This is a genomic window from Pseudoalteromonas fuliginea (assembly GCF_000690055.1).
GTDB lineage: Bacteria > Pseudomonadota > Gammaproteobacteria > Enterobacterales > Alteromonadaceae > Pseudoalteromonas > Pseudoalteromonas fuliginea.
This window is the reverse complement of record NZ_JJNZ01000003.1, coordinates 18,423-44,478: the sequence shown is the minus strand read 5'-3', so window position 1 is coordinate 44,478 and position 26,056 is coordinate 18,423. Positions and strand designations below refer to the sequence as shown.

General features: G+C 38.5%; 23 protein-coding genes. 13 read left to right on the top strand and 10 right to left on the bottom strand.

The genetic code is table 11. The features are described 5' to 3' along the window. Nucleotide 1: 1 nt before the first annotated feature. Genes apaG through lptD form a run of 5 tightly spaced genes read right to left on the bottom strand, consistent with a single transcriptional unit; the run spans nt 2 to nt 5,754 of the window. Nucleotides 2-391 (bottom strand): Co2+/Mg2+ efflux facilitator ApaG/CorD, encoded by a 390-nt coding sequence (apaG, locus tag DC53_RS19230; protein WP_007376554.1) that lies wholly within the window; start codon nt 389-391, stop codon nt 2-4. After that, nucleotides 375-1,181: a 16S rRNA (adenine(1518)-N(6)/adenine(1519)-N(6))-dimethyltransferase RsmA gene (rsmA, locus tag DC53_RS19235; RefSeq protein WP_007376553.1), complete on the bottom strand. Its 807-nt coding sequence runs from the start codon at nt 1,179-1,181 to the stop codon at nt 375-377. Before rsmA ends, apaG begins: the two co-directional genes overlap by 17 nt. Then, nucleotides 1,178-2,170, bottom strand: a complete 993-nt coding sequence (gene pdxA, locus DC53_RS19240) for a 4-hydroxythreonine-4-phosphate dehydrogenase PdxA (RefSeq protein ID WP_033028348.1) — start codon at nt 2,168-2,170, stop codon at nt 1,178-1,180. The genes rsmA and pdxA overlap by 4 nt, the downstream gene beginning before the upstream one ends. Before the next feature lie 2 nt (nt 2,171-2,172). Then, nucleotides 2,173-3,468, bottom strand: coding sequence for a peptidylprolyl isomerase SurA (gene surA, locus DC53_RS19245; protein WP_008136592.1), 1,296 nt, complete (start codon nt 3,466-3,468; stop codon nt 2,173-2,175). A 39-nt stretch (nt 3,469-3,507) separates the two neighbouring features. Further along, nucleotides 3,508-5,754, bottom strand: coding sequence for an LPS assembly protein LptD (gene lptD / locus DC53_RS19250; protein WP_033028347.1), 2,247 nt, complete (start codon nt 5,752-5,754; stop codon nt 3,508-3,510). A gap of 112 nt (nt 5,755-5,866) precedes the next feature. Between lptD and DC53_RS19255 the strand changes: the two genes are divergently transcribed. From DC53_RS19255 to djlA, 3 genes are read left to right on the top strand one after another with little or no spacing between them, the layout of a single operon-like run. Continuing rightward, complete coding sequence (locus DC53_RS19255) at nt 5,867-6,868, top strand: aminoglycoside phosphotransferase family protein (RefSeq protein WP_033028346.1); 1,002 nt, start codon at nt 5,867-5,869, stop codon at nt 6,866-6,868. Then, nucleotides 6,865-7,524 (top strand): N-acetylmuramate alpha-1-phosphate uridylyltransferase MurU, encoded by a 660-nt coding sequence (murU, locus tag DC53_RS19260; protein WP_033028345.1) that lies wholly within the window; start codon nt 6,865-6,867, stop codon nt 7,522-7,524. The genes DC53_RS19255 and murU overlap by 4 nt, the downstream gene beginning before the upstream one ends. Nucleotides 7,525-7,553: 29 nt before the next feature. After that, nucleotides 7,554-8,420, top strand: coding sequence for a co-chaperone DjlA (djlA, locus tag DC53_RS19265; protein ID WP_033028344.1), 867 nt, complete (start codon nt 7,554-7,556; stop codon nt 8,418-8,420). Here djlA and DC53_RS19270 read toward each other — a convergent pair. Beyond that, nucleotides 8,403-9,293, bottom strand: coding sequence for a DUF3530 family protein (locus DC53_RS19270; RefSeq protein WP_420892167.1), 891 nt, complete (start codon nt 9,291-9,293; stop codon nt 8,403-8,405). The two genes, djlA and DC53_RS19270, sit on opposite strands and share 18 nt — an antisense overlap. Nucleotides 9,294-9,426: 133 nt before the next feature. Then, on the bottom strand, nt 9,427-10,080 hold the full coding sequence (rluA, locus tag DC53_RS19275) for a bifunctional tRNA pseudouridine(32) synthase/23S rRNA pseudouridine(746) synthase RluA (protein ID WP_033028342.1): 654 nt from the start codon (nt 10,078-10,080) through the stop codon (nt 9,427-9,429). A 130-nt stretch (nt 10,081-10,210) separates the two neighbouring features. Between rluA and DC53_RS19280 the strand changes: the two genes are divergently transcribed. Genes DC53_RS19280 through DC53_RS19290 form a run of 3 tightly spaced genes read left to right on the top strand, consistent with a single transcriptional unit; the run spans nt 10,211 to nt 10,981 of the window. Then, nucleotides 10,211-10,438 (top strand): ribbon-helix-helix domain-containing protein, encoded by a 228-nt coding sequence (locus DC53_RS19280; protein ID WP_033028362.1) that lies wholly within the window; start codon nt 10,211-10,213, stop codon nt 10,436-10,438. Next, on the top strand, nt 10,438-10,725 hold the full coding sequence (locus DC53_RS19285) for a type II toxin-antitoxin system RelE/ParE family toxin (protein WP_008136603.1): 288 nt from the start codon (nt 10,438-10,440) through the stop codon (nt 10,723-10,725). The genes DC53_RS19280 and DC53_RS19285 overlap by 1 nt, the downstream gene beginning before the upstream one ends. A gap of 34 nt (nt 10,726-10,759) precedes the next feature. Continuing rightward, nucleotides 10,760-10,981 carry a hypothetical protein gene (locus DC53_RS19290; protein ID WP_033028341.1) on the top strand — a complete coding sequence of 74 codons (222 nt, stop codon included), beginning with the start codon at nt 10,760-10,762 and terminating at the stop codon, nt 10,979-10,981. 749 nt (nt 10,982-11,730) lie between these two features. Here DC53_RS19290 and rapA read toward each other — a convergent pair. Then, nucleotides 11,731-14,625, bottom strand: coding sequence for an RNA polymerase-associated protein RapA (gene rapA, locus DC53_RS19300; protein WP_033028339.1), 2,895 nt, complete (start codon nt 14,623-14,625; stop codon nt 11,731-11,733). A 305-nt stretch (nt 14,626-14,930) separates the two neighbouring features. On the opposite strand from rapA, the gene DC53_RS19305 reads away from it, so the two are divergent. The 3 genes from DC53_RS19305 (at nt 14,931) to DC53_RS19315 (ending at nt 21,072) form a co-directional block, all read left to right on the top strand. Further along, nucleotides 14,931-16,328, top strand: coding sequence for a PhoH family protein (locus DC53_RS19305; RefSeq protein WP_033028338.1), 1,398 nt, complete (start codon nt 14,931-14,933; stop codon nt 16,326-16,328). 66 nt (nt 16,329-16,394) lie between these two features. Next, on the top strand, nt 16,395-20,189 hold the full coding sequence (locus tag DC53_RS19310) for a PAS domain-containing hybrid sensor histidine kinase/response regulator (RefSeq protein WP_033028337.1): 3,795 nt from the start codon (nt 16,395-16,397) through the stop codon (nt 20,187-20,189). Further along, nucleotides 20,173-21,072, top strand: a complete 900-nt coding sequence (locus DC53_RS19315; RefSeq protein WP_007376541.1) for a diguanylate cyclase — start codon at nt 20,173-20,175, stop codon at nt 21,070-21,072. The genes DC53_RS19310 and DC53_RS19315 overlap by 17 nt, the downstream gene beginning before the upstream one ends. A gap of 363 nt (nt 21,073-21,435) precedes the next feature. Here DC53_RS19315 and DC53_RS19320 read toward each other — a convergent pair whose 3' ends face one another. Both DC53_RS19320 and DC53_RS19325 read right to left on the bottom strand, forming a co-directional pair. Beyond that, nucleotides 21,436-21,816: a DUF3192 domain-containing protein gene (locus DC53_RS19320; RefSeq protein WP_007376540.1), complete on the bottom strand. Its 381-nt coding sequence runs from the start codon at nt 21,814-21,816 to the stop codon at nt 21,436-21,438. A 185-nt stretch (nt 21,817-22,001) separates the two neighbouring features. Then, nucleotides 22,002-22,946, bottom strand: coding sequence for a D-2-hydroxyacid dehydrogenase (locus DC53_RS19325; protein ID WP_007376539.1), 945 nt, complete (start codon nt 22,944-22,946; stop codon nt 22,002-22,004). Between the two features lie 389 nt (nt 22,947-23,335). On the opposite strand from DC53_RS19325, the gene DC53_RS19330 reads away from it, so the two are divergent. From DC53_RS19330 to DC53_RS19345, 4 genes are all read left to right on the top strand, one after another. Continuing rightward, nucleotides 23,336-24,469, top strand: a complete 1,134-nt coding sequence (locus DC53_RS19330) for a 1-acyl-sn-glycerol-3-phosphate acyltransferase (RefSeq protein WP_033028361.1) — start codon at nt 23,336-23,338, stop codon at nt 24,467-24,469. Nucleotides 24,470-24,738: 269 nt separating this feature from the next. Continuing rightward, the gene (locus DC53_RS19335; protein ID WP_033028336.1) at nt 24,739-24,984 is read left to right on the top strand and encodes a DUF1289 domain-containing protein; all 246 of its coding nucleotides are present in this window, start codon (nt 24,739-24,741) and stop codon (nt 24,982-24,984) included. A gap of 443 nt (nt 24,985-25,427) precedes the next feature. Next, the gene (locus DC53_RS19340; RefSeq protein ID WP_033023391.1) at nt 25,428-25,631 is read left to right on the top strand and encodes a DUF3283 family protein; all 204 of its coding nucleotides are present in this window, start codon (nt 25,428-25,430) and stop codon (nt 25,629-25,631) included. A gap of 2 nt (nt 25,632-25,633) precedes the next feature. After that, on the top strand, nt 25,634-26,035 hold the full coding sequence (locus DC53_RS19345) for a GNAT family N-acetyltransferase (protein ID WP_033028335.1): 402 nt from the start codon (nt 25,634-25,636) through the stop codon (nt 26,033-26,035). The last annotated feature ends 21 nt before the right edge of the window (nt 26,036-26,056 follow it).

Genomic DNA, 26,056 nt, shown 5'->3' with positions numbered 1-26,056 from the left:
TTTAATGCAAAATATTAGGGCAAGCTAAACGAAACACGTTAATAGGTGCCTGAAACTCAGAACCGAATTCATTGCGTAAAGTATAATGCCCTTGCATAGTGCCTACTGGTGTATCAAGTATAGCTCCACTGGTATATTTGTAGCTTTCACCAGGGCCTATGGTTGGCATTTCGCCAACAACACCTTCACCTTCTACTTCAGTTTCTTTGCCATTTGCATCTGTAATCAACCAATAGCGGCTAAGTAACTTAGCGCTACACAGGCTATGATTTCGAATGGTTACCGAATAGGCAAATACGTATTTTTCGATCTCTGGTTGAGACTGACCTTCTACGTAAAATGTTTCTACAGATACCTTAACAGGCGATCCAATATTACTGCTTGTTGTCATAAATCCAATTAGCTATATCAATAAATTGTTGTAAAGATAAGCGCTCAGCGCGCAACGTTATGTCTATCCCAATGCTTGTAAGCTCTTCTGCTGTTAGTAAGTTGCCCAAGCTGTTGCGCAGTGTTTTACGGCGCTGATTGAAGGCTTCCAAGCACACAGTGTTTAGAATTTTAACGCTTTTAGCCGTGCGTTGTTCTGGCTTTTTAGGGATTAAACGAATAACTGCAGAATCAACCTTAGGTGCTGGCTTAAAGCACTCAGGTGGCACTTCTATCACTGGCATTGCATTACAGTAGTATTGAGTCATTACACTTAAACGGCCAAAGGTTTTACTACCAGGGCCTGCAACCATACGCTTTACGACTTCTTTTTGTAGCATAAAATGCATGTGTTCAATATTGTCTGCAAATTCAAAAAGATGAAACAGTAAAGGCGTAGAAATATTATAAGGTAAGTTGCCAAACACTTTTAATTTTTTGTCGTCTCTTACTAGGCTTGCAAAGTCAAACGTCATTGCATCGCCTTGGTTAACGGTTAATTTAGGGCCTAAAAATGGGTGCTCAATTAAACGTTGTGCTAAATCTTTATCTAGTTCAACAACCGTTAGGTGGCCACTAAGATCAGCGACAGGCTCTGTAATAGCGCCAAGTCCAGGGCCAATTTCTACTAAGTTGTCTTCTGGTTTAGGATCGATTGCAGAGACTATTTTATCGATGATCATTTCATCAAATAAAAAGTTTTGCCCAAAACGTTTACGGGCGCGGTGTCCTAAATGTACTTTATCGGTCATTGATTTTGTGCTTTTTCTTGGGCGAGCTTAATTGCTTCGCGGATCGCTAATTCAAAACTGCCAACGTCAGCGGTACCTGTACCGGCTAAATCTAGCGCAGTACCATGATCAACTGAAGTGCGGATAAATGGTAAACCTAATGTAATATTCACAGAATTACCAAATCCCTTGTATTTTAGCACAGGTAATCCCTGATCGTGATACATAGCAAGCACAGCATCAGCTTCAGATAGATATTTATCTTGGAATAACGTGTCCGCAGGTAATGGACCTATTAAATTCATACCTTGGCTTCTAAGTACATCAAGAGTAGGTGTGATTGTTTCAATCTCTTCACGTCCTAAGTGACCATCTTCTCCTGCATGCGGGTTTAAACCGCATACCAAAATACGTGGCTTTTCGATACCAAATTTAGTTTGTAAGTCGTGATTTAAAATACCCGCTACTTTAGTAAGACGTTCTTCGGTAATAGCACGCGATACATAAGCAAGTGGGATATGGGTTGTCACAAGTGCGACACGTAAGCCCTCAGTTGCCAGCATCATCACAACGTCAGCAGTATCTGATTGCTGTGCAAAGTATTCAGTATGGCCGCTAAAAGAGATACCAGCTTTGTTAATAATACCTTTATGGACAGGACCAGTTACAACAGCATCGAATGTACCATCCATGTTTTTTTCACTTGCGATACGCAAAGTGTCTAAAACGTATTGGCCATTACCGTCGTTTAATACCCCAAGTTCTACATCAACACCTAAATCAACTTGATGTATATAAACACTACCCGCAGGTGCTACTTTTGTGGGGGCATTTTCATCAAACTTAATTAAATTAATAGGCAAACCAAGATGTTTAGCACGTTCTTTAAGCAGTTTACCATCAGCTAGTACGACAAGCTGAGCATCCCACGCTTGCTGAGCAAGCGTAAGAAGTAAATCTGGGCCGATGCCTGCTGGCTCGCCCGGGGTAATCGCAATTCTTAAGGTCATATTTATTGGTCTGTAGGGAAAATTTCAACGTGAGCTTGCTCGCGCATTTCTTGTTGCCAGTTAAAACTTTCTTCTTTAAATTTACGATTGAACAACATGCCATGAGCACGATTGCGTTTAGCAAGCTCTGTTTTATCAGCTACACGTTTGCCAAGTAACTGAACAATATGCCAACCAAATCGAGTTCTGAATGGTTCACTAATTTCATCTTGTTTAAGAGAAAGTAAAGTATCTCTAAAAGCTGGAACGTAAGTTGTTGGATCAGTCCAATCGTATTCGCCACCTTTGAGAGCTGAACCTGGATCTTCAGAATATTCTTTAGCTAGTTCACCAAAATCAGCGGTACCAGCACGTAAGTCTTTTGCAAAACCAGCAAGCATATTTCGTGCTTTTTCTTCGCTTAAAATAATAGAGGGTTCGATTAGTATATGACGTGAGCGCACTTCAGTTGTTTCTACAACTTGTAGTCCACGAATTTCTTGTACTTTAATTATATGAAATCCAGCGCCAGAGCGAAGAGGGCCAATAATAGCACCACTTTTTTTGCCTTTAACTGCTTCTGCAAATAATGATGGCATTTCATTAATACCCATCCAGCCTAGTTGTCCGCCTTCAAGTGCTTTTGAACCGCTTGATGACGAAATGGCAATACGTTTAAATTCTTGATCATCATTTAATAGTTCTATTACTTTATCTGCTCGTGTTTTTGCTGCAGATATTTCATCAGCAGTCGCATCATTAGGAATATCGATAAGAATGTGCCCGATATTATACTCTTCAGAGTTTTGTCCCTGACTTTCCATAATTTTTAGCAAATTATCAACTTCTTGATCGCTAATATAAATTCGGCGATCTACATTGGCGCGTGTAACTTGTTGAGTGGTTATTTCTTTACGGATTTCTTCACGGTATGCTTGAAAACTCTCGCCAGAACCTTCAATGGTTTTACGTAGATCAGCAATTGTACCGCCTTGCTCTTTTGCCATATTTGCTAGCGTTTGGTCTAGCTGGCTATCAGATATTTGTAATCCCATACGTTCAGCCATTTGCATCATCAATGTTTGGCTAACTAAGCGTTCTATTGCTTGTACACGTAAGGTTTCATCTTTAGGAAGTTGTTGCCCTTGCTCTTCGGCTTGTTTTTTAACACGATTTACAATGGTGTCTACTTCACTATTTAAAATAACGCCTTGGTTTACAACGCCAATCACCTTGTCGATTTCTACAGGGGCTGCTAATGCACTTTGGCAAAGGCTGATACTTAAAACTGTTGATACTAATAATTTTTTTAAAGTCATGTTCTCTTTACTACTCTTGCTAATAGTACTGTTGTGATACTAGTTACTAAGAAAATACGGTCTACGATAGCCAAAAATACCTTGTTGTAATAGTTTTTGTGCATCATAGCGGCTTTTACTACCCAGTCCTTTTAATACAAAATTAAAACCAATACTTGAGTCAAAAGTTGCTTGTTCTTGTCCTATTGACTGATTTAAGTCAGTTTCGATTTGGCGATGACCAGTAATTTGGAATGCCCAACAGCATGATTCATACTGTAATCCGCTCAATATTTCGATACTTCTGTTATTTTCAAGATCTCGATGATAGCTTGCAATAAATTGCCATTCGTCACTAATGGGAATACTTGTAAATACACCCGCTTGCTCGATTGTATTTCCTGAGACATCATTTGCATAGCGATGGTTCAATTGTACTAGCTGATTATTATCACCTTTGTAATCAAGTGTTACATTTGACTGAACCATTTGTTTACCATCTGTATCGTATTGAATACCTCCAGCAAGATACCAACGTCGATGCCAATGTAACATGGTTTGGGCTGCAAATAGTGCATTATAATTAGTGTCTGAGTTTAAACCTTGCTCTGTTGGTTTAGATGAGTCACTTAAATAAAATATTTGTCCAGCGCTAAAGTTAAACACTTCTTCTTGTTTTTTATCAAACAAACGCGTTGTTGCACCCAATGTAAATTGGTTTGCAGCGGCAATACGGTCAACACCCGAAAATCGAGTGTCTCTAAATAAGCCATAGTAATCGTCTTGTAGCTTAGTTGTATCGAATAACCCAATATCAGATTGGTCTTTATTGGGGGTATATAAATACTGAACTTGAGGCTCCAAAGTTTGAATACCATCTTCAATAAAAGATGATGTATTACGTTCAAAATTTAGTTGAGAATATAAACGAACTTTAGGGATTGTACGTGATACGCTTTCGCTGTATTGCGTGCCATCTAAATCACCATGTTGTTTATAATTTGTTTGCAATAAACTTACTTCAGATAAAAACGACCATGCATGTTGTTTGTAATCAAAGCTAGCTTTAGGCTCTAAATGCACTCGCGTTGCTTGATCTATAATGGCTGAGTCGTTAGTAAAATGACTGATTTCGCCAGAAACTGTAAAATCAAAATTATCAATACGCCATGGGGCTGTTTGAGTAAAGTTGATTTGAGGTATAGCGGTATATGATTCTAAGTGATCACCGAGTACTTCAAAGTTTTGCACTTTAATATCTGTACGCCATGTCTCACCTAAGTGTGTTAGTGCGCCAGTTCGGTAAAGTTGGGTATCGGTTTTATTTGCATAGTTAGAATCAAGATCAGTAATGTAATTGTCATCACTTACGTTGGTAATATCTACATTAGCTCGCCAGCTCTCACCTAAATAACTTCTTTGTTGCCAATGAAACATATAACGTGAATCAAGAGTTGGCTCTGAATCGTCTTTATTTAAGTACTCTACACCGACCAAACCTTCATGTTGCTCAGTTAAGTACCGAAACTCTGTTTGCAGTTGCAAGCCTTTACGAGACATATAGCGCGGGGTAATAGTGGCATCAAAATTTGGCGCTATGTTCCAGTAATAAGGTGTAATTGTTTCAATACCATAGCGATCTGAGCTGGAAATATTAGGCTTTAGTAATCCTGATTTACGACGTTCATCGAGTGCAAATGTAAAATAAGGCAAATATAAAACAGGTGTATCAAGAATTCTTAGTATCGCATTGTGAGTTTCACCCCAGCCTTCCTCGCGGGATAAATTAATTTCGTCTGCTTCTATTTCCCATACAGGGCTTTGACCAGGACAAGCAGTAAAGCTTGCATTCATGAGCACTAAGCCAGAATCATTCACGGTCAGCTTTTCTGCACCACCTTTACCTTGTTGATCGGTTAAACTGTAATCTGCACCAAGTAGGCTAATTTCTGAGTTGCTTAAATCGGCGTTTAGCCCTTTGCTGCTTATTTGGCTAATTGTGTCACGATAAGTAATTGGTCCGGTTGCATTTAATAAACCACGCTGTTTATCTATCAACGCAGTTTGTGCGGACAAACTCATATTAACGGTGTTAATATCAACATTGCCGGTAAATTCAGCACTTTGAGTGCCGAGGAGCTCTACATCATCAGCTTTAATATCAACAGTACCAAGCTCAAGGCCTGGAAGTGGTTGCCAAGCTCTGGTTTGCATTGAAATGCCACAAAGGTTGTGCGTCAGTTCAGTTTCGGCAAGCGATGGTGCGCTAACTACGCTTAGCATCAATATGCCCCAGGTTTTGCTCATTTATTGACCTTAATGCTTTGTGATTAAATATAATTTACACATAATAAAGGAAAATAATGGCAAATACAGTAATTGACCTAATTAACTTAGTTAAAAATAGATATCTTATAAAATGACACGCTTTGATAATTTACAACAATTTATAAACACACACTTTAATACGCAGCCTACTTTGTTAAGTGCGATAACAGGGGATGCTAGTTTCCGTCGCTATTACCGTTTAACGTGCAGTAATGAGCATTTTATTGTGATGGATTCAGAACCCCAAAAAGTAAATAACGCGCCTTATATATCACTTAATAAGGTATTTACCGAGCAAGGCTTTTTACTTCCAAAAATAATTGCTAGCGACGAGCAGCAAGGCTTTTTTATACTAAGTGATTTAGGCAGTAAGCATTTGGCTGATATGCTAGATGATGAAAATCGTATTGAGTATTACAAAGCTTTAATAAGTTTAAGTGCTCAATGGGCAAAAACACCACCCTCAGCTGTTATGCAAGCTTACAATAAAGACTTTATAAAACTTGAGCTCGATATATTTAGTCAGTGGTTAGTAAACGACTTTATAGATGAATCCCCAACTGCAGCGTATCAAGCTATGTGGCAAACAAGCTGTGAGTTACTCACTCAGGCTATGCTTGTGCAGCCTACAGTAACCGTGCACCGTGATTATCACAGTCGAAATATTATGAATAGTAATGGCCTGTGGGCGATTATAGATTATCAAGATGCGGTACGTGGTCCGCTTTGTTACGATTTAGTATCGCTGCTTCGAGATTGCTATTTTAAACTTCCGGCAAAAGAGCTAACAAGCTTGCTTGATTTTGCTTATAGCGAGTTCACTGCTCAAAATTTAATGGTTAATACCTCATTTGATGAGTTTAAATATTGGTTTGATTTAACCGGTATTCAGCGCCACTTAAAAGCAGCTGGTATATTTTGTCGATTATATTTACGCGACGGGAAAACAGGTTATTTAGATAATATTTTACCCACACTTGATTATATTATTGAAGTGGCTGCTAATTATCCCGAGCTTAAAGCATTGAGTGATTGGACTAAACATACCATAGTGCCAAAAGTGACTGAAAAGTTAGCAAAGGAGCGCACATGAAAGCGTTGATTTTAGCCGCAGGACGCGGGCAGAGGATGATGCCGCTAACACAGCATATGCCAAAACCAATGTTAAAAGTAGCAGAAAAACCACTTATTGAGCATCATATAAATAACCTCAAAGCTGCCGGAATTACCGATATTGTAATAAACCTCGCTTGGCAAGGTGATAAAATAAAAGATTACTTTAACGATGGCAGTCAATTTGGGGTAAACATACTTTACAGTCAAGAAGTTGAAGGTGGTCTTGAAACTGCTGGCGGTATTATTCAGGCGCTACCTCTGCTTGGAGAGTCTTTCATTGTAGTTAATGGCGATGTATATACCGATTATGATGTAAGTGCGCTAATGCAGCTGCATTTGCAAGCGGGTGAGGCGCATATTGTGCTAATACAAAACCCACCACATAATCCAGATGGTGATTTTGCATTAAGTCATTTATCGCCAGAGAGTCAAAAGTATACATTCTCAGGGATCAGTCGGTATCAGGCTGATTTTTTCAAAGGGTTAACGCAAGGGAGGCGTCCTTTAGGGCCTATTTTACGTGAAAAGCTAAGTAAGCATGTAATCTCTACTGAGCTTTATATTGGTCAGTGGGATGATATAGGTACACCCGAACGTTTAAATGACTTAAACAAACGCCTTGCGGCGCATTAACTAAATTTTTTAAAAAGGCAGCATTATAAATGTGGGGAAAAATACTCGGTTTTTGTTTTGGCTTTATGTTTGGCAAAATTTTTGGTGCCATTTTAGGTTTATACCTTGGCCATTTATTTGATAAAAGCTTAAAAAGTAACTTTGATAAAGCGGGTGGCTTTTCAAGCTTGTTTAACGATGCAGATGTAAACGAGCGCCAAGCTTTGTTCTTTTCGAGCTGTTTTGCCGTAATGGGACATATTGCTAAATCGAATGGCAGAGTTAGCGAAGTGCATATAAAAGCCGCCAACTTGTTTATGGATGAAATGGGTTTGAAAGGCGAAGAGCGCCGCGAAGCACAGCAGGCTTTTCAGTCGGGTAAAGAGGGCGACTTCTCACTTAAAGAAACCGTGCACGACTTTAAAGAACGCTTTGCTAAGCGAAACGACTTGATGCAATTGTTTTTAGAAATACAAATTCAAATGGCATTCTCTGATGGGGTGTTAGCCGAACAAGAAAAGCAATTGTTAGCAGAGGTAAGTAAGCAGTTAGGGATTTCGAAAACGCATTTTGCATTTGTATTAAAACGCTATCAAGCAGAATTTAACTTTAGAAAGCAACAACAGCGCTTTAATCAACAGCAACAAAGCCAAGGGCAAAGTAGCAGCTACCGTGAAGGCTCGGGTCATCATGTCCCACCCAATAATAATATGAATCGTACACAGGCATTGGCGTTATTAGGGCTTAATGATGGTGTGACTGAGCGTGAGATAAAAGTAGCGTACCGTAAACTTATGTCCCAACATCACCCAGATAAATTGGTATCGCAAGGTTTACCAAAACACATGATGGAGCTTGCAGTTAAAAAGAGCCAAGATATTCAAGCGGCTTATGAATATTTAAAAAAGGCGGCGTAAAAAGCCGTCTATTTCTTTTGTAAGGCGTGCGTGTTGATCTGGTTGATCGCGCAGGCCAAACAGCTGGCGTTGGCGATAATCAAATTTAGCATTTCGGTTAACCCAGCGTTGGCGATTTTTAAGGCTCATTAAAATATCATTGCTGTCATTAGCATAGTAAATATCGAGTAAAGCTGGCGTAACAAGTGATGTTGTTTGGCTCAAATCTTTATTACGTTTAGTATTAGGTAAGTAACTGCTTAAACTTATAAATGCATCTACTCTCTGTTCTGGAAAGTCGGCATAGTGCTCAAGTAATACGCCAGCACTGGTACCTTGTGCAATAACCACTACGTTACCTGGCTCTTGCATTGCAGTTTGGTATAGCGCATTAAAGCGAGCAATCAGATTTATTTTATAATTGTCGAGTACCTCATTAGTCACTTTTTCTAAAGCATTAACATAATGAGGTTCTGCATTTTTCTTCATATCTGCAGTCGCAGGCTCTGTGCTTGTAGCTGCATCAGGTGTCGTTGTTTCTGCAGGCATTTCTGTTGATGAGTCTGGTTTTTTGCTGGCTTGCCAGTCTATGTCGGGTACCGTCATTGCGTAAGTGGTATAGCCTAAGTTATTAAGTTCTTTTCGTAAAAAACTCATGCCAGCATTGTTTGTTGGCACTGATTGCCAGTCGGGTATAAGTAATACAACACCTCTAAAGTCGGCGCTCATATATTCGCTGTATAAACTCAAAAACTCGGTTTCACCTGCAAGTATTGATTTTATTTCGTCATTTGGAAGCAAGCGTTCAATATCGTTGTTTTCAATACTTGATAATGTAGGAGGGGCAATATGCTCTGCAGCTGTTACCTGTATGCTTAAAAATAGCGTACACATCAGTAATACGTTAAGTATACTTTTTAAAAACTGCGCAGATACCATAAGAAGCTCAAATAATGAATACTAATTAGGTATCGGCGTAGTACGGTAAAAGTTTAGCACTATGGCTTAATAATCATTAATGCAATGATTAAAACTCAGGTTCGGCTTCAAATGTAAGTATTTGCTCTGTTGTAGGGTGCTTCAACTTCAGCATTTGTGCGTGTAATTGTAAGCGAGGAGCTGCGGCAAGTGCGTCTTTATGGGCATAGAGCCTATCACCTAAAATAGGATGTCCTAAACTTAGCATATGTACACGTAACTGATGTGAGCGCCCAGTTATTGGCGTTAGCTCTACACGGGTAGCATCGGCTTCGCGCTCAAGTATTTTAAAGTGCGTAAGCGATGGCTTACCATTTTCGTGATCAACCATTTGTTTAGGGCGATTAGGCCAATCACAGATAAGCGGCAGATCCACGGTTCCCGTATCGACCTCAAGCTGCCCAAATACACGTGCAATATAACGCTTAGCTGTTTCGCGTTCTTGAAACTGCATACTTAAATGCCTGTGCGCTGCTTTATTCATAGCAAGGCAAAGTATGCCTGATGTTGCCATATCTAAACGGTGGACTATTTTAGCTGTTGGAAAAACACGATTAACACGGTTAATTAAGCTGTCGGCGTGTTTAGGATCTTTACCCGGGACGGTTAATAACTCGCTTGGCTTATTAACGATGAGCAAATCGTCGTCTTGGAAAAGTATTGTTAAATACGGGCTCATTGGGGGATTATAGTTAACTAACACAGCCTGCCTTAATGATTTTTAAGGGCGCTATTTTAGTGGAGCGAGGCTGAAGGCTCAAGGGAAAAATTTATTGCGTGTTTTTTGTTCTGGTGTAAAATTACACCAACTATTGCAAGCAAGGTTTAATGTTATGGCTAGACAAAGTATTTCGCTTACTGAGCAAAATGATTTATGGCTGCGTAATCACGTTGAAAACGTGGGTGATTACGCAAATAAAAGTGAACTGGTAAACGACCTGATCAGGCGTGCTCGAAGAGCTGAGGTAATAAATAGTAAGCTTGTAAAGTCTGAGCAAAGTGGCTTTAGCACTCAATCTGCAGATGAAATGCTAGCAGAATTCAAATCAAGCACGAAGTAATGCGTACATACAAGCTTTCAAACGATGCTAAAGAAGATTTACGTCGCATTTACCAGTACGGCTGTGATGAATATTCACAACAGCAAGCAGATAATTATTTTTATGCTTTTTTTACTATGTTTGAAAAACTAGCAGCAAACCCTTATTTCTACCAATCAGTTGAGCATATACGTAAGGGTTATCGGCGAGCAGTCTGTGGTTCAGACAGTATTTATTACAGGGTTACCGAAGAAAATGTAGAAATTATGGCTATTTTGGGTGGACAAAATACACAAGAGTGGTTGTGAAAATTTAATCTGGATACCAAGCAAAGGATGTTTCATGTATGGAAATATAGAATTTTATTGCAGTCGATGTGGTCAATTAAATAGTCATGAGCCCGATTCTAATAATGACTTACCTCTTGCTATTGACGGGGAGGTTGAGCACCAATTAGAAATTCTTAATTGCACTAACTGTGACAATCCTTCTCAGGTGCATGTAAGTAAAGATCCTCACTCTTTAAATTTTGATTATCACCTAAATGATGGCTATAAGCTATAAGCTATAAGCTATAAGCTAGGAGAAGGAGAAAGTGAGTATCAAGCTGTATTTAAAAGTGCCGTATTTAACTTAGAGCAATTAACCTATCATCTTTTATCAGAAAACTATGTCAATAATACTTATTTTAATAGACTGTTTTATACTCAATGTATCATTACGTTGGAGACTTACTTTGGTGATGCATTAAGGTGTCATGTACTCAGTTCAGATGAGTATATAAAAAAGTTCATTCTTACTTCGGAAAAGCTTAAAAATGAGACGTACTCTCTTAAGCTTATTATTCAAAAACCTAATTTATTAGAAGATATAGTCACCAGTAGATTATCAGAAATTCTTTATCATAATCTCGGGGTAGTTAGTAAAATATATATGAATGTATTAGATATTGATCTTCAAAAGCTGATAGTAAATGAAAGGAGATATTTTGAGACTGCAATACTTATCAGGCATGATTGTGTTCATCGAAGTGGAAAGACAAAAGATGGAAAAGCTCATTATATTTCAAGGGATGATATCCAAAAGCTTGCAATCTCAGTCAGCCAATTGATTTTAAATTTACATGATGCAATGCAATATCTCGACGTGAACATAAGCGAAAATATTGGAGGTATTAGCTTCTAGTTAATATAGATTGTGAGTCTAGTGACGGAATAGTTACTGTGTTTTAGATGTATTTTTATGAAAAAAAGTGCGATATAAATACCGCACTTTTATTTAACTTACGCTTATTAGCAGTCTTTTCTGAAACCTTAGTGCGAAACAACAATTAAGCGAATGGCATCAAGTTGTAACTGCGTTTTTTCAATATACGTAGTTAGGTCGTTGCGTTGCTTATCGTAAAACGTTATTTCTTCTTGGCGAATATTCGGGTTAATTTGCTTAAGGGCAACAAGTCGCTCTTGCTCTTCACTGAGTGATGTTTGCATTTTAACAAGCGACGCTGCACGAATAACTTCAAGTTTTTCTTGTGCCATATCTTTAGCGGTTGTGATCATAGGGTGAACAGCGCTTTGCAGTGCTCCCGCAAGTTTACTGGCTGTTTGGCGGCCAACGGCTGATAGCTGCTGATTAAAGCCTTCAAAAGCCACATTCTCACCTAAGTTATTGCCTGCTTTATCAAGCAATATACGAATTGGTGTAGGCGGTAAAAAGCGACCAACTTGCAATACTTTTGGTGCCATTGCTTCTGCAACAAAAATAAGCTCAACAAAAAAGGTACCAGGCGGTAACTTTTTGTTTTTAAGTAAAGCCACCGATGCGCTACCAAAGTCGTCGTCACAAATCATATCCATGGTGCCTTGCACCATTGGGTGATCCCAACTAATAAAGTGTACGTCTTCTTGCGAAAGAGCTGTGTCGCGATCAAAGGTAACCGTCATGCCATCGTCTTTAAGCGATGGGAATGAGGCGCTTAACATATGCTCAGTTGGCTTTAAGATAATGGTGTTTTCGCCTTTATCTTCTTGGCTTATGCCAAATGTATCAAACACGTTGATCATGTAGCTTGGCAACTCAAACTGGTTATCGAGTTTTTCGATATCAGCTACAAGTGAATCGGCAGCACCTTGACCCGATGAATGTAGCTCTAGTAAACGATCTCGTCCGCTTTCCATTTTTTTACGCAGTACCGCATTTTGTTGTGCTACTTGCTCAAGTAATGGATCGAGTTCGTCTTCATCGCAGTTATGCGCAGAAATATATTCAAGTAAGTCATCACGGAACTCTTTATAAAGCATTTGACCCGTTGTTGATGTAGATTCGAATGCATCTAGACCTTCGTTGTACCAACGTAGCAATACTTCTTGAGCGGTGTTTTCAAAATATGGCACATGAATGTTCACATCTTGCGTTTGACCTATACGGTCTAATCGACCAATACGTTGCTCTAGTAAATCAGGGTTCAGTGGTAAATCAAACAGTACTAAGTGATGCGAGAACTGGAAATTACGACCTTCTGAGCCAATTTCTGAACACAGTAATATTTGTGCATTATCGTACTCGTCTGCAAAAAATGCAGCAGCGCGGTCACGCTCAATAATAGACATACCTTCGTGGAATACCGACGCTTTAATAGCTTCACGTTCACGCAGTATTTGCTCAAGGCTGATAGCTGTTTCAGCTTTAGCACATATAAGCAGTACTTTTTCGCGCTTAAGTGTTTTAAGGGTGTCGATTAACCAATCTACACGTGGATCGAATAAACCCCAGCTTGCGCTTTCGCCTTCAAACTCTTGGAATATTTTTTCAGGAAACAGAGCACGGTGTGCACTTAGTTCAGGGTTTTGAATGCCGCCCATGTTACCAAGAACCGACATAGCCGTTTTATACTGTTTTGGCAGTGCCATTGGGTAGGCGTGTAATTTACGGCTTGGGTAGCCGTCAATGCCGCTGCGGCTATTTCTGAATAATATACGACCTGTGCCGTGGCGATCGAGTAGCATGTTAAGTATTTCTTTACGCGCTGGTAAATCACCTTGCTGTGCTTTTTCAAGAATATCAGTAATGTCGGTTTCTTTTAATAACTCAATTAGCGTGGCTTTGGCTGCGTCGTCCAGAGCTTGCTCTTGCAGTAATTGATTTGCCGCTTGCGCTACGTCTTTATAATTTGCTTCTTCTTCTTTAAACACGTCGTAGTCGTAAAAACGATCCGGATCGAGTAATTGTAAACGCGCAAAGTGACTGCTGTGACCAAGTTGATCAGGCGTTGCTGTAAGCAAAATAAGGCCAGGAATATCTTGGCTAAGCTCTGCCATACGTTGGTACTCTGAGCTTGGCTTGCCGTTATTGATGCTTAGATGATGGGCTTCATCTATTACTAAAAGATCCCAATCAGCAAGTGTTGCTTGTTCAAACCAACGTTTTTTCTTGGTTAAAAACTCAAGGCTGGTAAGTACTAGTTGCTCTGTATCAAACACGTTTGGAGAATCTGCAAACGCTTCGTCGCAGCGCTCTTCATCAAAAATAGAAAAACGTAAGTTAAAGCGGCGTAGCATTTCTACTAACCATTGGTGCTGTAAGTTTTCAGGAACCACAATAAGTACGCGACTCGCACGGCCACTAATAATTTGTTGATGTAGTATCATGCCCGCTTCAATTGTTTTACCAAGGCCTACTTCATCTGATAAAAGTACGCGTGGTGCAAAACGTTTACCCACTTCTTGGGCAATATAAAGCTGGTGCGGAATAAGATTAGCACGCTGACCAATTAAGCCTTTAATAGGCGATTGTTCACGTTCAAATTTATGTAACCACGTTTGGTAGCGAAGTGTGTAGCGATCAAAACGATCTACTTGGCCTGCAAATAAACGATCTTGTGGTTTATTAAACTTAATAAAATGATCTAAAAAGGTTTCTTTTAACTTGGCTGTTTCGCCGTTATCAACACGGGTGCCGTGATAACAAAGTAACTCGCCTTGTACTTCAATAGACTCTACTTCTAATTCCCATTCTTCAACGCTTTTGATCACATCGCCAGGATTAAATGCCACACGGGTAACAGGTGCTTCTGCACTAGAATAAACACGGCTCTCACCACTGGCAGGAAATAATATGCTGACCTGACGGCCTTCAATGGCAACAACGGTGCCTAATCCTAAATCTGACTCTGTATCACTGATCCAACGCTGACCTAAGGAAAAATTCATGTATGTCTCGTCTATGATGAAAAAGGCGGCTATGTTACCTGTAAGCTAACACCACTGCAAGGCGCTATTTGGCTCACTTTTAATTAATTTTGTAAGTGTTAATTATTACTATTAAAACAGCTTGTTTATGACTCTTTTTTAGGTAAATCAAAACTAATTACAGTTTGTAATAAAACGGACTTTTATGACAAATAGACTAAACTTACATTATGCCTTAGCAATTAAGTATTGCAGGTTTAAGTTTTGCCCGTTTTACTTAGTTATTTTGGTATAGCATAAAAATCATAAAACGTAAGGAAAGTGCTATGGAAAAAGCTTCGAACCTTGAAAGTAAAATGTATGTGCTAGATACCAACGTACTACTTCACGAACCACTCGCTTATTTGTCTTTTCAAGAACATGACGTTGTTATCCCAATGACGGTGCTTGAAGAGCTTGACCACATAAAAGACAGAAAACACGATGTAAGTCGTGATGCGCGCGTCGCTATTCGTGGATTAGATGAAGTACTTAAAAATGCAACGCCTGAACAAATGCTACAAGGCGTGGCGCTGCCGAGTAACAAAAAGGCAAAAGCGAGCTCTGCAGGTACCCTCATTATTGTAAACGATCATTTATTTGCCGACTCCATTTCTGGTTTACCAGGTAACGAAAACGACCATCGTATTATTAATTGCGCCGTGTACTTACAAAAGCAGCACAGTGATTCAAAAGTAATACTTGTTACAAAAGACATAAATATGCGCCTAAAAGCCAAAGGCGCCGGGCTTAAATATGTTGAGGATTACCGCACCGACCAACTTATTGACGATATAAGCCTGCTTACTAGTGGTTATAAAAAAATTGAAGGGGATGTTTGGGAGCATGTAGGGGAGTGTAATACTGAGCAGCATGGGCGCGATACGTTTCATCATGTGCCTAAAAACTTAATACCTGATGTATTTTGTAATGAATATTTACTTGATGGAGGGGATCAGTTTGCGGCGCGCGTTAAATCGTACGATGACGAGCACATAACGCTAAAAGATATTGGCGTTGAGCGTTTAATGCATCAACAAGCATGGGGTGTTAAACCTAAAAACATTTATCAAGGTATGGCGCTTGATGCACTGCTGGATACAAGTATTGAACTTGTTATTTTAACCGGCCCTGCGGGGTGTGGTAAAACCTTGTTAGCACTTGCCAGTGCCCTTGAAATGGTCATCGAAAAAGGTATTTACGATAAAGTAATAGTCACCCGTAATACCCCTGAAATAGCAGAGTCCATTGGTTTTTTACCCGGCACAGAAGAGGAGAAAATGGCGCCATGGCTTGCAGCCATTACCGATACGCTGGAGGTATTGCACAAAGGCGACGAAAATCCGATATCAAGCCGAAACTACATTATGGAAAAAGCCAATGTGCAGTTTAAATCGGTTAACTTTATGCGTGGGCGTAGCATTCAAAATGCGGTGGTAATTTTAGATGAGAGCCAAAATTTAACGGCATCTCAACTTAAAACGATTATTACTCGCTGCGGCGAAGGTACTAAATTAATTTGTACGGGTAACTTGGCGCAAATAGACAGTAACTACCTAACACCGGTGACTTCGGGCTTAACGTACATAGTAGAGCGTTTTAAAAACTTTGAGGGCAGTGCAACGATAAACCTTAACGGGGTTGTACGTAGTCGCTTAGCGTCATTTGCAGAAGAAAATTTATAACTTGCGCTTAACAAATTGGCTCGATAGTCTATCGATTGATTTTCGAGCCATAACGCAGGCAGTACGTTGAATTTTTTACCTCTTAAACATTATTATCGTTCTTTATTTGTTGCGCTTTTGGTTCCATTAGTTGTAGCTCTTTTATTATGCTTACATTTATATAATATTAAGCTTGAACGCATTGTTGAAAAGCGCGAAGCCGATTTTATCAATGTATCTGCACAAGTAAGTCATGGCATGCAAGCGGCAAGTGACTTACTTACTACGATGTTTACACTGTACGAACTGCCTCCTTATAATCAATTAAATAGCACTCTTCTTGAAGGTATTAGCCAGTATGATGGTTACTACTACCGTCATTTTATAAACCAAGGCACTGAAATTGTTGGTAAAGGAGATTTTTCACTTTCTACTCGTGAGCTTTTACAGTGGCAGCAATTAGTCGCGTTAGGCCCTTCTTTTAATACGACGCTTTCGCTGATGCAGTCACTTTCAGCAGTCGCTTATGTGGATGAGCGTGGTATTGCATATGTGGCAAGGCGTAATAAAAGTAAAAGCTTTTTATTAACCGAAATTTTAGACGGGCAATTTAAACCCGAGTTTTCTCCAAATAACCTTTCATCAAGCCCAATAATTAATATAGATGGTAAAGCTTATTTTGCTATAGGCCGTCAGCGAGAACTTGGTTCAAGCGATTACATTATTTTAATTTACGATGTGCAGGCAATGTCTACTTGGCTAAAAAAAGTATCACCTAACCACGGTGAATATGTATTTATGAATCAGTTCCATCACATTATTGCCAGCTCAAAAAATCTAATTGACGAAGCCATTGATCTAAAAACCTATTGGCCAAGCATCGCAGGTCCGGAGAATAAACTGACGATATTAACCAGTAACACTAATTATTTTATGCAACCAATGGGCAATTTGCCTATTCATGCTGCATTTCACGAACCTAAATCAAATTTAGTAAACTCTATTCGTTACGAAGTATTATTAGAATTTATATTTTTAACACTATTTTTAAGCATTATGTTTGGTGTGTTTTTTTGGTTAAGCCAGCGTATTTTTATAAAACCGATGACGCATTTAATGCACTATTTAGAGCAAAATGATACACAACAAAATAAACAATTAGATTATCAAATACCTCTTAATTGGCAGCCTTGGTTTTCGAAAGTAAAACGCGTATTTGCTAAAAATAAGCAACTGGTGGAATCACTGCAAAATGCTAATAAAGATCTTGATGAGCAAGTGCAGCTGCAATCCGAAAAGCTAAAGCGTAGCTATGAAGCAAAAGAACGCCACCTAGCATTACTCAACACGATGCTTAACAGTGTGCCCGATTTAATTTATTTTAAAAATATTGACGGTTTGTTTTTAGGGTGTAATAAGGCATTTGAAGCGTATTTAGGTAAAGAGCAAACAGCATTAGTGGGTAAACGCATGGAGGAAATTAGCAATGATGATGAACAAATTAGCGTTTTAGAAAAGCAAGTTCTACAAAACCGTCACGATGTACAACAACGAATAGACACAGAGAATAAGTCCTATCAATTAACCATAGCTCCTTTTTATAATGAGCATCAACATTTGTTGGGTACAATGGGAATAGGACGAGATATAACTGAGCAACAACAAACGTTGTACGCTTTAAAAGCTTCAGAATCTAAATTTAGAAGTGCGATTGAATTTGCTGCTAATAGCGTTGTGCTGCTGTCGCTTGAGCACACGATTGTACAAGTTAATAAAGCGACCAGAAAATTATTTATAGAACATCCTGTTTTAGTAGGAGAGCAGCTTAAAATGCTCTTTGACGACAGCCAATGGCAAGAAATAAAAATCACTTTAGCAAAGTTACTCGACGACAAGAAAAAGGTATACCATTTAACCTTAGCGCAAGGGAAATTAGCCAATTGGTTACAATTGAGTGTATCACTCGTGTGGGATGAAAAACGTGATCCTTCTTATTATGTTATTCATTTACAGGATGTAAGCGCACTAACTAAAGCTAAGCATGATGCTGAGCGAGCAACCCTTGCTAAAAGCCGTTTTATTGCTAATTTAAGCCATGAAATACGCACTCCACTTAACGCGGTATTGGGCCTACTTGATATGTTAATAGATCAGGGGCTTACCCAAAAGCAACTACAACAAACAGGCCAGGCTAAACACGCTGCGCAAAGTTTATTATTGATGCTTAACCGAATGCTGGATTTTGCACGCGTAGAAAGTGCGCAAGCTGAACTTAAGTTAGCGCCATTTAATATTGTAGAGCTAATTGATATTTGCGATAGCTTAACGGCGCCGCTGTGTGAAAATAAAAATGTTGAGTTTATTATTGATGTAGACCCTTTAATTGCTCCTGTTTTTATATGCGATAGTATCCGCTTACAGCAAATTTTAGGTAATCTACTAACGAATGCGGTTAAGTTTACAAGCTCGGGCTCTATTGTACTAAAAATGGATTTAGTACAAAGCGTAAGTATTGAACAACAGCTTATCTGTTTTCGTGTAATTGATACTGGCTGCGGGATTGATAAAGCTGATCAAAGGCGTTTGTTTGATGCTTTCACGCAAGGCGATGAATCATCAACAAGGATCCACCAAGGCGTTGGATTAGGACTCGCTATTGTTAAGCATGCGGTATCACTAATGGGTGGTGAAATTGCATTAAATAGTGAGAAAGGTCATGGTTGTGAGTTTTATTTTAGTATTTTGTTACAGGTGGATACAACAAAAAGTAGCGTATTACCAGCAAATGCATTAGCCGTTATATCTGAGCAAAGCTATGAGCTACAACGTGTTGTGGGCGCTTTACCGAAGTTAATAAGTATTGACCTAAAGGAAGCGTTAGAATATCCCATAAAGTTAACCGAAACTGAAAACTTAATTATAGATGCTGATGATTTACCTAAATTACTAAGTGTGCAAGCAATCAACGATTCATTATCTTCAAAAGCAATTTCAGTGGTTATCATCAACCATCAACACACATTAAATTTGTCAACAAGTCAGCTGCTATCAGTTCAACATGTTAAAGCATCAGCACTTGCTCAACGCTTGCTTAATTTGGATGTTGCCTCGCAGCCTAATATAAACAGTGAAATAGTAGTAACGAATGAACAGGTGTATAAAAGGGGTATAGCGGGATTATTAGTGTTAGCAATTGATGACAACCAATTGAACTTAGACATTATTAGCAGTGTGTTGCATCAAGCTAAAGCTAATGTTGTTACAGCTATGAGTGCCGTTGAGGGAATAGAACTATTACGCGTTTTAAAGCCTGATTTAATTTTAATGGATGTACAAATGCCGCATATTGACGGCTGTCAAGCAACAGCTTTAATTCGCCAACAGTTTGACACTAAGCAATTACCTATTTTTGCATTAACCGCTCATTGCGAACCAGCTGATGTTGAGCGCTCATTAAAATGCGGTATGAATAAACACTTAACAAAGCCTGTAGTGGCTGACGTACTCATTGATGCAATTGCAGACTTAGGGCTCTCCAAACCTAGCTTTTTTGAAGAATCATTTGCATTAACGCAGTTCAGTTTTGATGAGGCATTACTCAAAACCATGATTGATAAGTTTGCTAATTTGTGCCAAACCCAGCTCACCCAAATAGAAGGAAGTACCAATAGAAATGATTTGGTACGCTTAGTGCATAGTATAAAAGGTGTGGCAGGCAATTTAGGCTTCAAGCGGTTATCACTTTGTGCCCAACAATGTGAACATCAGTTTAAGACAACCAATGAGTCTGTTGAAATTTCGTTAAAAGAGCTTATTATGCAGCTAGAGCAGGTAATTGTTTTTATAAAAGGCTTGGGAGCAATGGATGTCGAAAAAAGCTAAGGTATTAATTGTTGACGACGATCCTCTTAACCGTTTAGTGCTCGAAAAAACACTCAAAGGTGAGCATGATGTGTTTTTAGTTGAAAGCGGTGAAAAAGCACTGACTTTTGTGAAAACAACACAGGTTGATTTGATCATTCTCGACGTTGTAATGCCGGGTATTGATGGCTACGAAGTACTTGTGCAATTAAAAGAAAACCCAATCACACAGTCTATCCCCATTATTTTCATATCAGCTAATCAAAGCCATGAAGATGAATCTAAAGGTTTAGAGCTGGGGGCTATGGATTATATAATTAAGCCATTTAGTGCTTCAATTGTCAGGGTGAGAGTACGTAATCAGTTACTCATTAAACAAAAAAATGACTTGCTTGAGATGTTAGCTTCAATTGATGGCCTAACAGAAATACCTAATAGACGTTATCTTGATGAAAATTTATCTCGTGAATGGCGCAGAAGTAAACGAGGTAGCACACCCCTGTCGGTATTACTGATGGATATAGATCACTTTAAACGTTATAACGATTGTTATGGGCATCGTGCCGGTGATGAGTGCTTAAAAAAAGTGGCGCAAGTACTTGTTGCTCAGTGTAAACGCGGTGGTGATTTTGTAGCTCGTTATGGCGGAGAAGAATTTGCTGCCGTGTTACCTGGTGTTAATAAACACGAGGCTATTCAATTTGCTAACACATTACGAAATGCTGTAAACGCACTGAAGATAGAACATAAAGCGTCACTTAATGCTGAACATATAACTATTAGTATCGGAGTAGCAACGACTGAAAGTGGTAAAGTGTATGCTGAGCAAACACTTTTAGAAGAGGCTGACTTAGGTTTGTATGCAGCGAAAGATGCTGGGCGTAATCAAATTATTGCACGCTAATTGAGCTTTTATCTCCTAAGTGACCTGTATTGCGTATAATAAACTACTTTTACTTCTTATCTTATAACAACTAACACCAGCGTGCTGAGTGAACTTACAATAGGAAAAAGTTGGTTTGTATATGCCATACCAACTTGCATAAATCTTTGATCAATTTAACGAATTAAATTGCACTATAACGTCGTTAAAATTTTTTATTTAGAACAACACGCCCTAAATACAAAAACTTTTGCCTAGTTCTAGCGTAATTTTCTTAACGTTAAATAGACCCCATATATAAGCAGATTGGTATCACACTCCTACAAATAACCTAACCTAAGTTCCATCAATAAAGGCGGCAATAACAATGTAGTGACGGTTTTTTTAATTATTTATCATTCCCAAAGCACTTTCGCCCATACCGACTAATTTGTCATTTTTAAATATCAGTGGAGTACATTCATCTTTCGTTGTTTTTCCGTCAGAATGAAGGCTATGCGTTACGTAAAACAGTATTTGATAAACATCATCACCTTTTTTTAATAATTCAGTGAAGTCAGGTGTTTTTAATTTAGTTAACACGGATTGATAGCTACTATCCATTGCAAGCTCTGAAATGGCTTCACGATTATTTTTATTCTTAGTTTCCCAACTAGATGAATTTTTACCAGCCCAATGTGTTTCTGTTTCGCCATCTGACACTGCAATAACACAGCCTGTTAAAAATGGAGCGATTAAAGCTGCAGCTAAAAGTGATTTTTTCATTTTTATTTACCTTAATAAAGTTTTTAATTTGTTATTAGCTGTATTAATGCAAAGGGTATACCATAATTATAAGTTGTTATTAATCACTGCCTTAAGTTGTCTTGGCTGTTTTTATCTAGCAAAATATTAAATGTGTTAGTAAAAACAGCCATTTTTTAGTTTTTTTGATTACTACAATAAAATCACTACACCAAGCGGTTACGTGATTCACCATTATTAAATGCAGTAATATTTAAACTTACTTCATTAATTAAGCGTACGATAGATTCAGTACTTGCCCATGCAATGTGTGGAGTGAGTAATAAATTATTGCCTTTATAATTAGCAAGTGGATTTGAAAGCTCGGCAGGCTCTTTAGTTAGTACATCAACACCTGCGCCTGCAATTAGGTTTTGCTCAAGTGCTTTAGCTAGGTCGGCTTCGTTAATAATGCCACCACGTGCGGTATTAATAATAATGCTACTTGGCTTCATCATTTTAAGCTCATTAAGCGAAATTAAATCACGTGTTTCATCTGTTAGCGGGCAGTGTACGCTGATTATATCTGCTGTTTTAATGGCGTCTTCAAAAGGCGTACGACCATCTCGACATTTAACCCCTTTACGCTCTGCTACAATAACATTAGCGCCAAATGCCTCAGCCACTTTCGCAACACCCTTGCCTAACGTACCACCGCCTATAATGGCAAATGTTTTACCTTGTAGGTCGTTAAAGCTGTAATCGAGTATGCAAAACATGTCACTTTTTTGCCACGCGCCTTGCTGGCAATCCGCCTGATAGCGGTGTGTGTTACCCAGTAAATTAGTAATTAAAGAAAACGTATGTTGAACAACAGAAGGTGTTGAATAGCCAGCTACATTAGTTACGGCAATACCAAATTCTTTAGCGGCTTCTAAATCAACATTATTAGTACCAGTTGCGCTAACGCAGATTAGTTTAAGCTGAGTCAGTTGACTAATCGTGTCGCGATTTAAAACTGCTTTATTAGTGATTAATACATCAGCATCTTGGCAATGTTCAATAACTTGCTCTGGGCTAGTAAGTTCATAAGTCGTTAATTTACCAAGTTGTTCAATACAAGTAAGAGATGTTTTAGCTAATGTAGCGTTATCAAGAATAGTAATGTTCATTATGAGCCCTAAAATAAGTGGTTCTGAAAGAGTTAAAATCGTAAAAAAGAGGCTTACGATCCATCAAAAATCTAAAATATGGGCTTAAGGTACTACGAAAGAAAGGCTTTGTTAATGGTATTACTACCAAATGATTAGAGGGCTATGTAGTAGTGGTCAGCCCACTAACAGTCTAAGAATATGGTATTTTATTGGATTGGTTAGCTAAATTTATTGCACTAATACCAGGTTTCATGGTCGAACTTTATGTAAAGTTAAGAGCATGATCCACTTAAGTAATAAAAGCCGTTTATTGGTTATTTCGCATTTTAGATTGGCTGAGTTATAATCGAACGTAGACATAAACGGTGCGCTTTGGCGTGCCGTTTTTTAACATTATAGATGTAGTAATGAGTGAATTAGAAGACAAATACACAGATATACGCCCATATAATGACGATGAAGTTGCGGCTTCGCTTACGCGTTTAATCAACGATAATGCGTTTATTGATGTAATAGCAAAGTATAATTTACCGCGTTTTTTATCGTTTGTACCATTCATTACACGTCCACTGGTAAGAAGCCAGCTGCGTAAAAAATGGGGGCAGGTAAAAACTGTTGAAGACGTACAGAACGAGGTTGCACAATACCTTGATAAGCTAGTAAAACGCACCACGTCAAAAGTTACTTTTTCAGGTCTCGATGAATTAGACCCTAAACAAGCTTATTTATTTATCTCTAACCATCGCGACATAGTACTGGATCCAGCATTAGTCAATTGGGGTTTGTTTCAACACAAAATGAAAACAGTGCGTATTGCCATTGGCGATAATTTATTACAAATACCGTATATCACTGAACTTATGCGCTTAAATAAAAGCTTTATAGTTAAGCGCTCAGCTAAAGCACCTAAAGAAATGCTAAAAGCACTTACTCAACTTTCATCCTATATTTATGATTCGTTGATGAGTGGTAATTCAATTTGGATTGCACAAAAAGAGGGGCGTGCGAAAGATGGATTTGATCAAACGGATCCCGCGCTTCTAAAAATGCTGCAACTTAATGGGCGCAAGCAGAAGAAAGAATTTGGTGATTATATAAAAGAGTTAAAAATAGTCCCTGTTTCTATATCTTATCAATACGAGCCGTGTGCTATTTCTAAAGCTAAAGAGTTATATCATAAGCAACTCCACGGTGAATATATTAAGTCTGCTGGTGAAGATATTGCCAGTATCGTCGAAGGCTTTAGTACCGCCAAGGGACATGTTCATTTAGCGTTTGGACGGCCTATTGAATCCAATTGTGATAGCGCAGAAGCGTTGGCAAAAACGATTGATCAGCAAATAGTGGATTCATTTTATTTACACCCCGGAAATTATATTGCTGGTGGCTGTAAAAAAGCAGTAATTGACTCACCAGATACAGCCACCTTCGAACAGCGAATGGCTAATGTACCTGAAGAGCTTAAACCGCTTGTACTTGCAATGTACGCTAAGCCTTTTCATCGTAAGAGTGAGATTAATATTAAAAGTTGTGAGCACTAAGCGGGGTCTGCTTACCTTTTTAGATTGAACATACGCTGCCCTTTGAGTTCGCTCTTGGGCGACTTACTCTTTGTTGCCCTGTATTTACTTTGCCCACGAGATTGCAGACCTCGCGCCGTGATTCAATTGCGTCTAAATAGAACCTTTATGCTCAAAGGTCACAGGTGAGTTTAATAACCTTTGAAAAGTGACTGTTTATTTGTCACTTTTTTTTTGCTTAAAAAAAACGCTATACTAAAAGTCTGACCTTCTTAAGTGGTATTAATACAATGCAACAAATTGAAATATTTGATATTCCAAGCCCTTGCAAAGGTATTTGTCTAGTGAATAATAGAGGGTATTGCAAGGGATGCTACCGCAGTCGAGATGAGCGTTTTACTTGGAACTCACTAAGTAATGCCCAAAAAAAGAAAGTGCTTAGTTTATGTCAACAACGCTACAAGCGTTACCTGCAAAAAGATCAAAAAAATTCAGCGTTAAATAGTAAAACCGAACAGCAAGGATTTGATTTTTAATTCTTATCTGCCTTTTGGCACATATAATGCCAGTGCTGCATAGAATTTGAACAATTTAGCGCTGAAAATAGCTGCTTGGGATAGATTCATTATCCAAAGCTTCGATTAATTAGCCAGTCACTAAAGTACTATTTACGGCCACAAAGCTACTGTTACGACTATTAATCTATAATCGATACCTCATAACTAATTCCATCTAAAGCTTGCTTTTCTATGTGCCAATTGTGTTCTTGGAACACACAAAACGGTTGTTAAAATACGACGGGATAAAAATAAATTAATCAACAATAATAAGATGCTAAAATGTTGTGGCTGCTATTTTAAATTACTACAGAAGTAAATAAAATACGCGGCGTATAATGCAATATGGCCTCCTTATTGGTTGGTTTATAGCATTATTGCTATTTAAGCTGGTAATTTATTGGAATGAATTAGGAAATACTATGAGCTTTAACTTATGTCTGTTACCACGTGAAGAAAAATACCAAATTCAGCTCGATTATGAAGCGTCATTTTGGGCGTATCAAATTAAACGCAATAAAAAAACGCGTGAACAAGTGTATAACACTATTCATAGCCGTCCGGTTGCTGAGCAAATGTTTTTAAAACAGCAATTTGAACAGTATTTGTCAATGATGCTAAGTTAGGTATGTATAAGGTTGAAATATTAGAACAAGTTAAAAGTCCACTTGTTAATAAATTTTATAAGCAATATAGCGTAAGGGGGCGTGCTAATAAGCAAGATCAACTTTGGGTTGTTTATAATAAAACAGATATTGTTGCTGCGTGCCGCTTACAACATAAAGCCGAATTTTTATTTTTGTCGACCGTTTTTGTCGCTCCTCAGCATAGATCTAAAGGTTTAGCAAAGCTATTAATAACAACACTCTTAGAGAAGCAAAATAAAGTTGTTTATACCTTTGCCTACAAAACACTAGTTGATTTATACCGCACTATTGGTTTTAACCAAATGTTAACATATACTCTTGCTTTACAAGTACTTTTCGATACTTATAAACACCGCAATGTAGTCGCCTTAAAATACCCATAGCATCAAATAATATGGAATAAG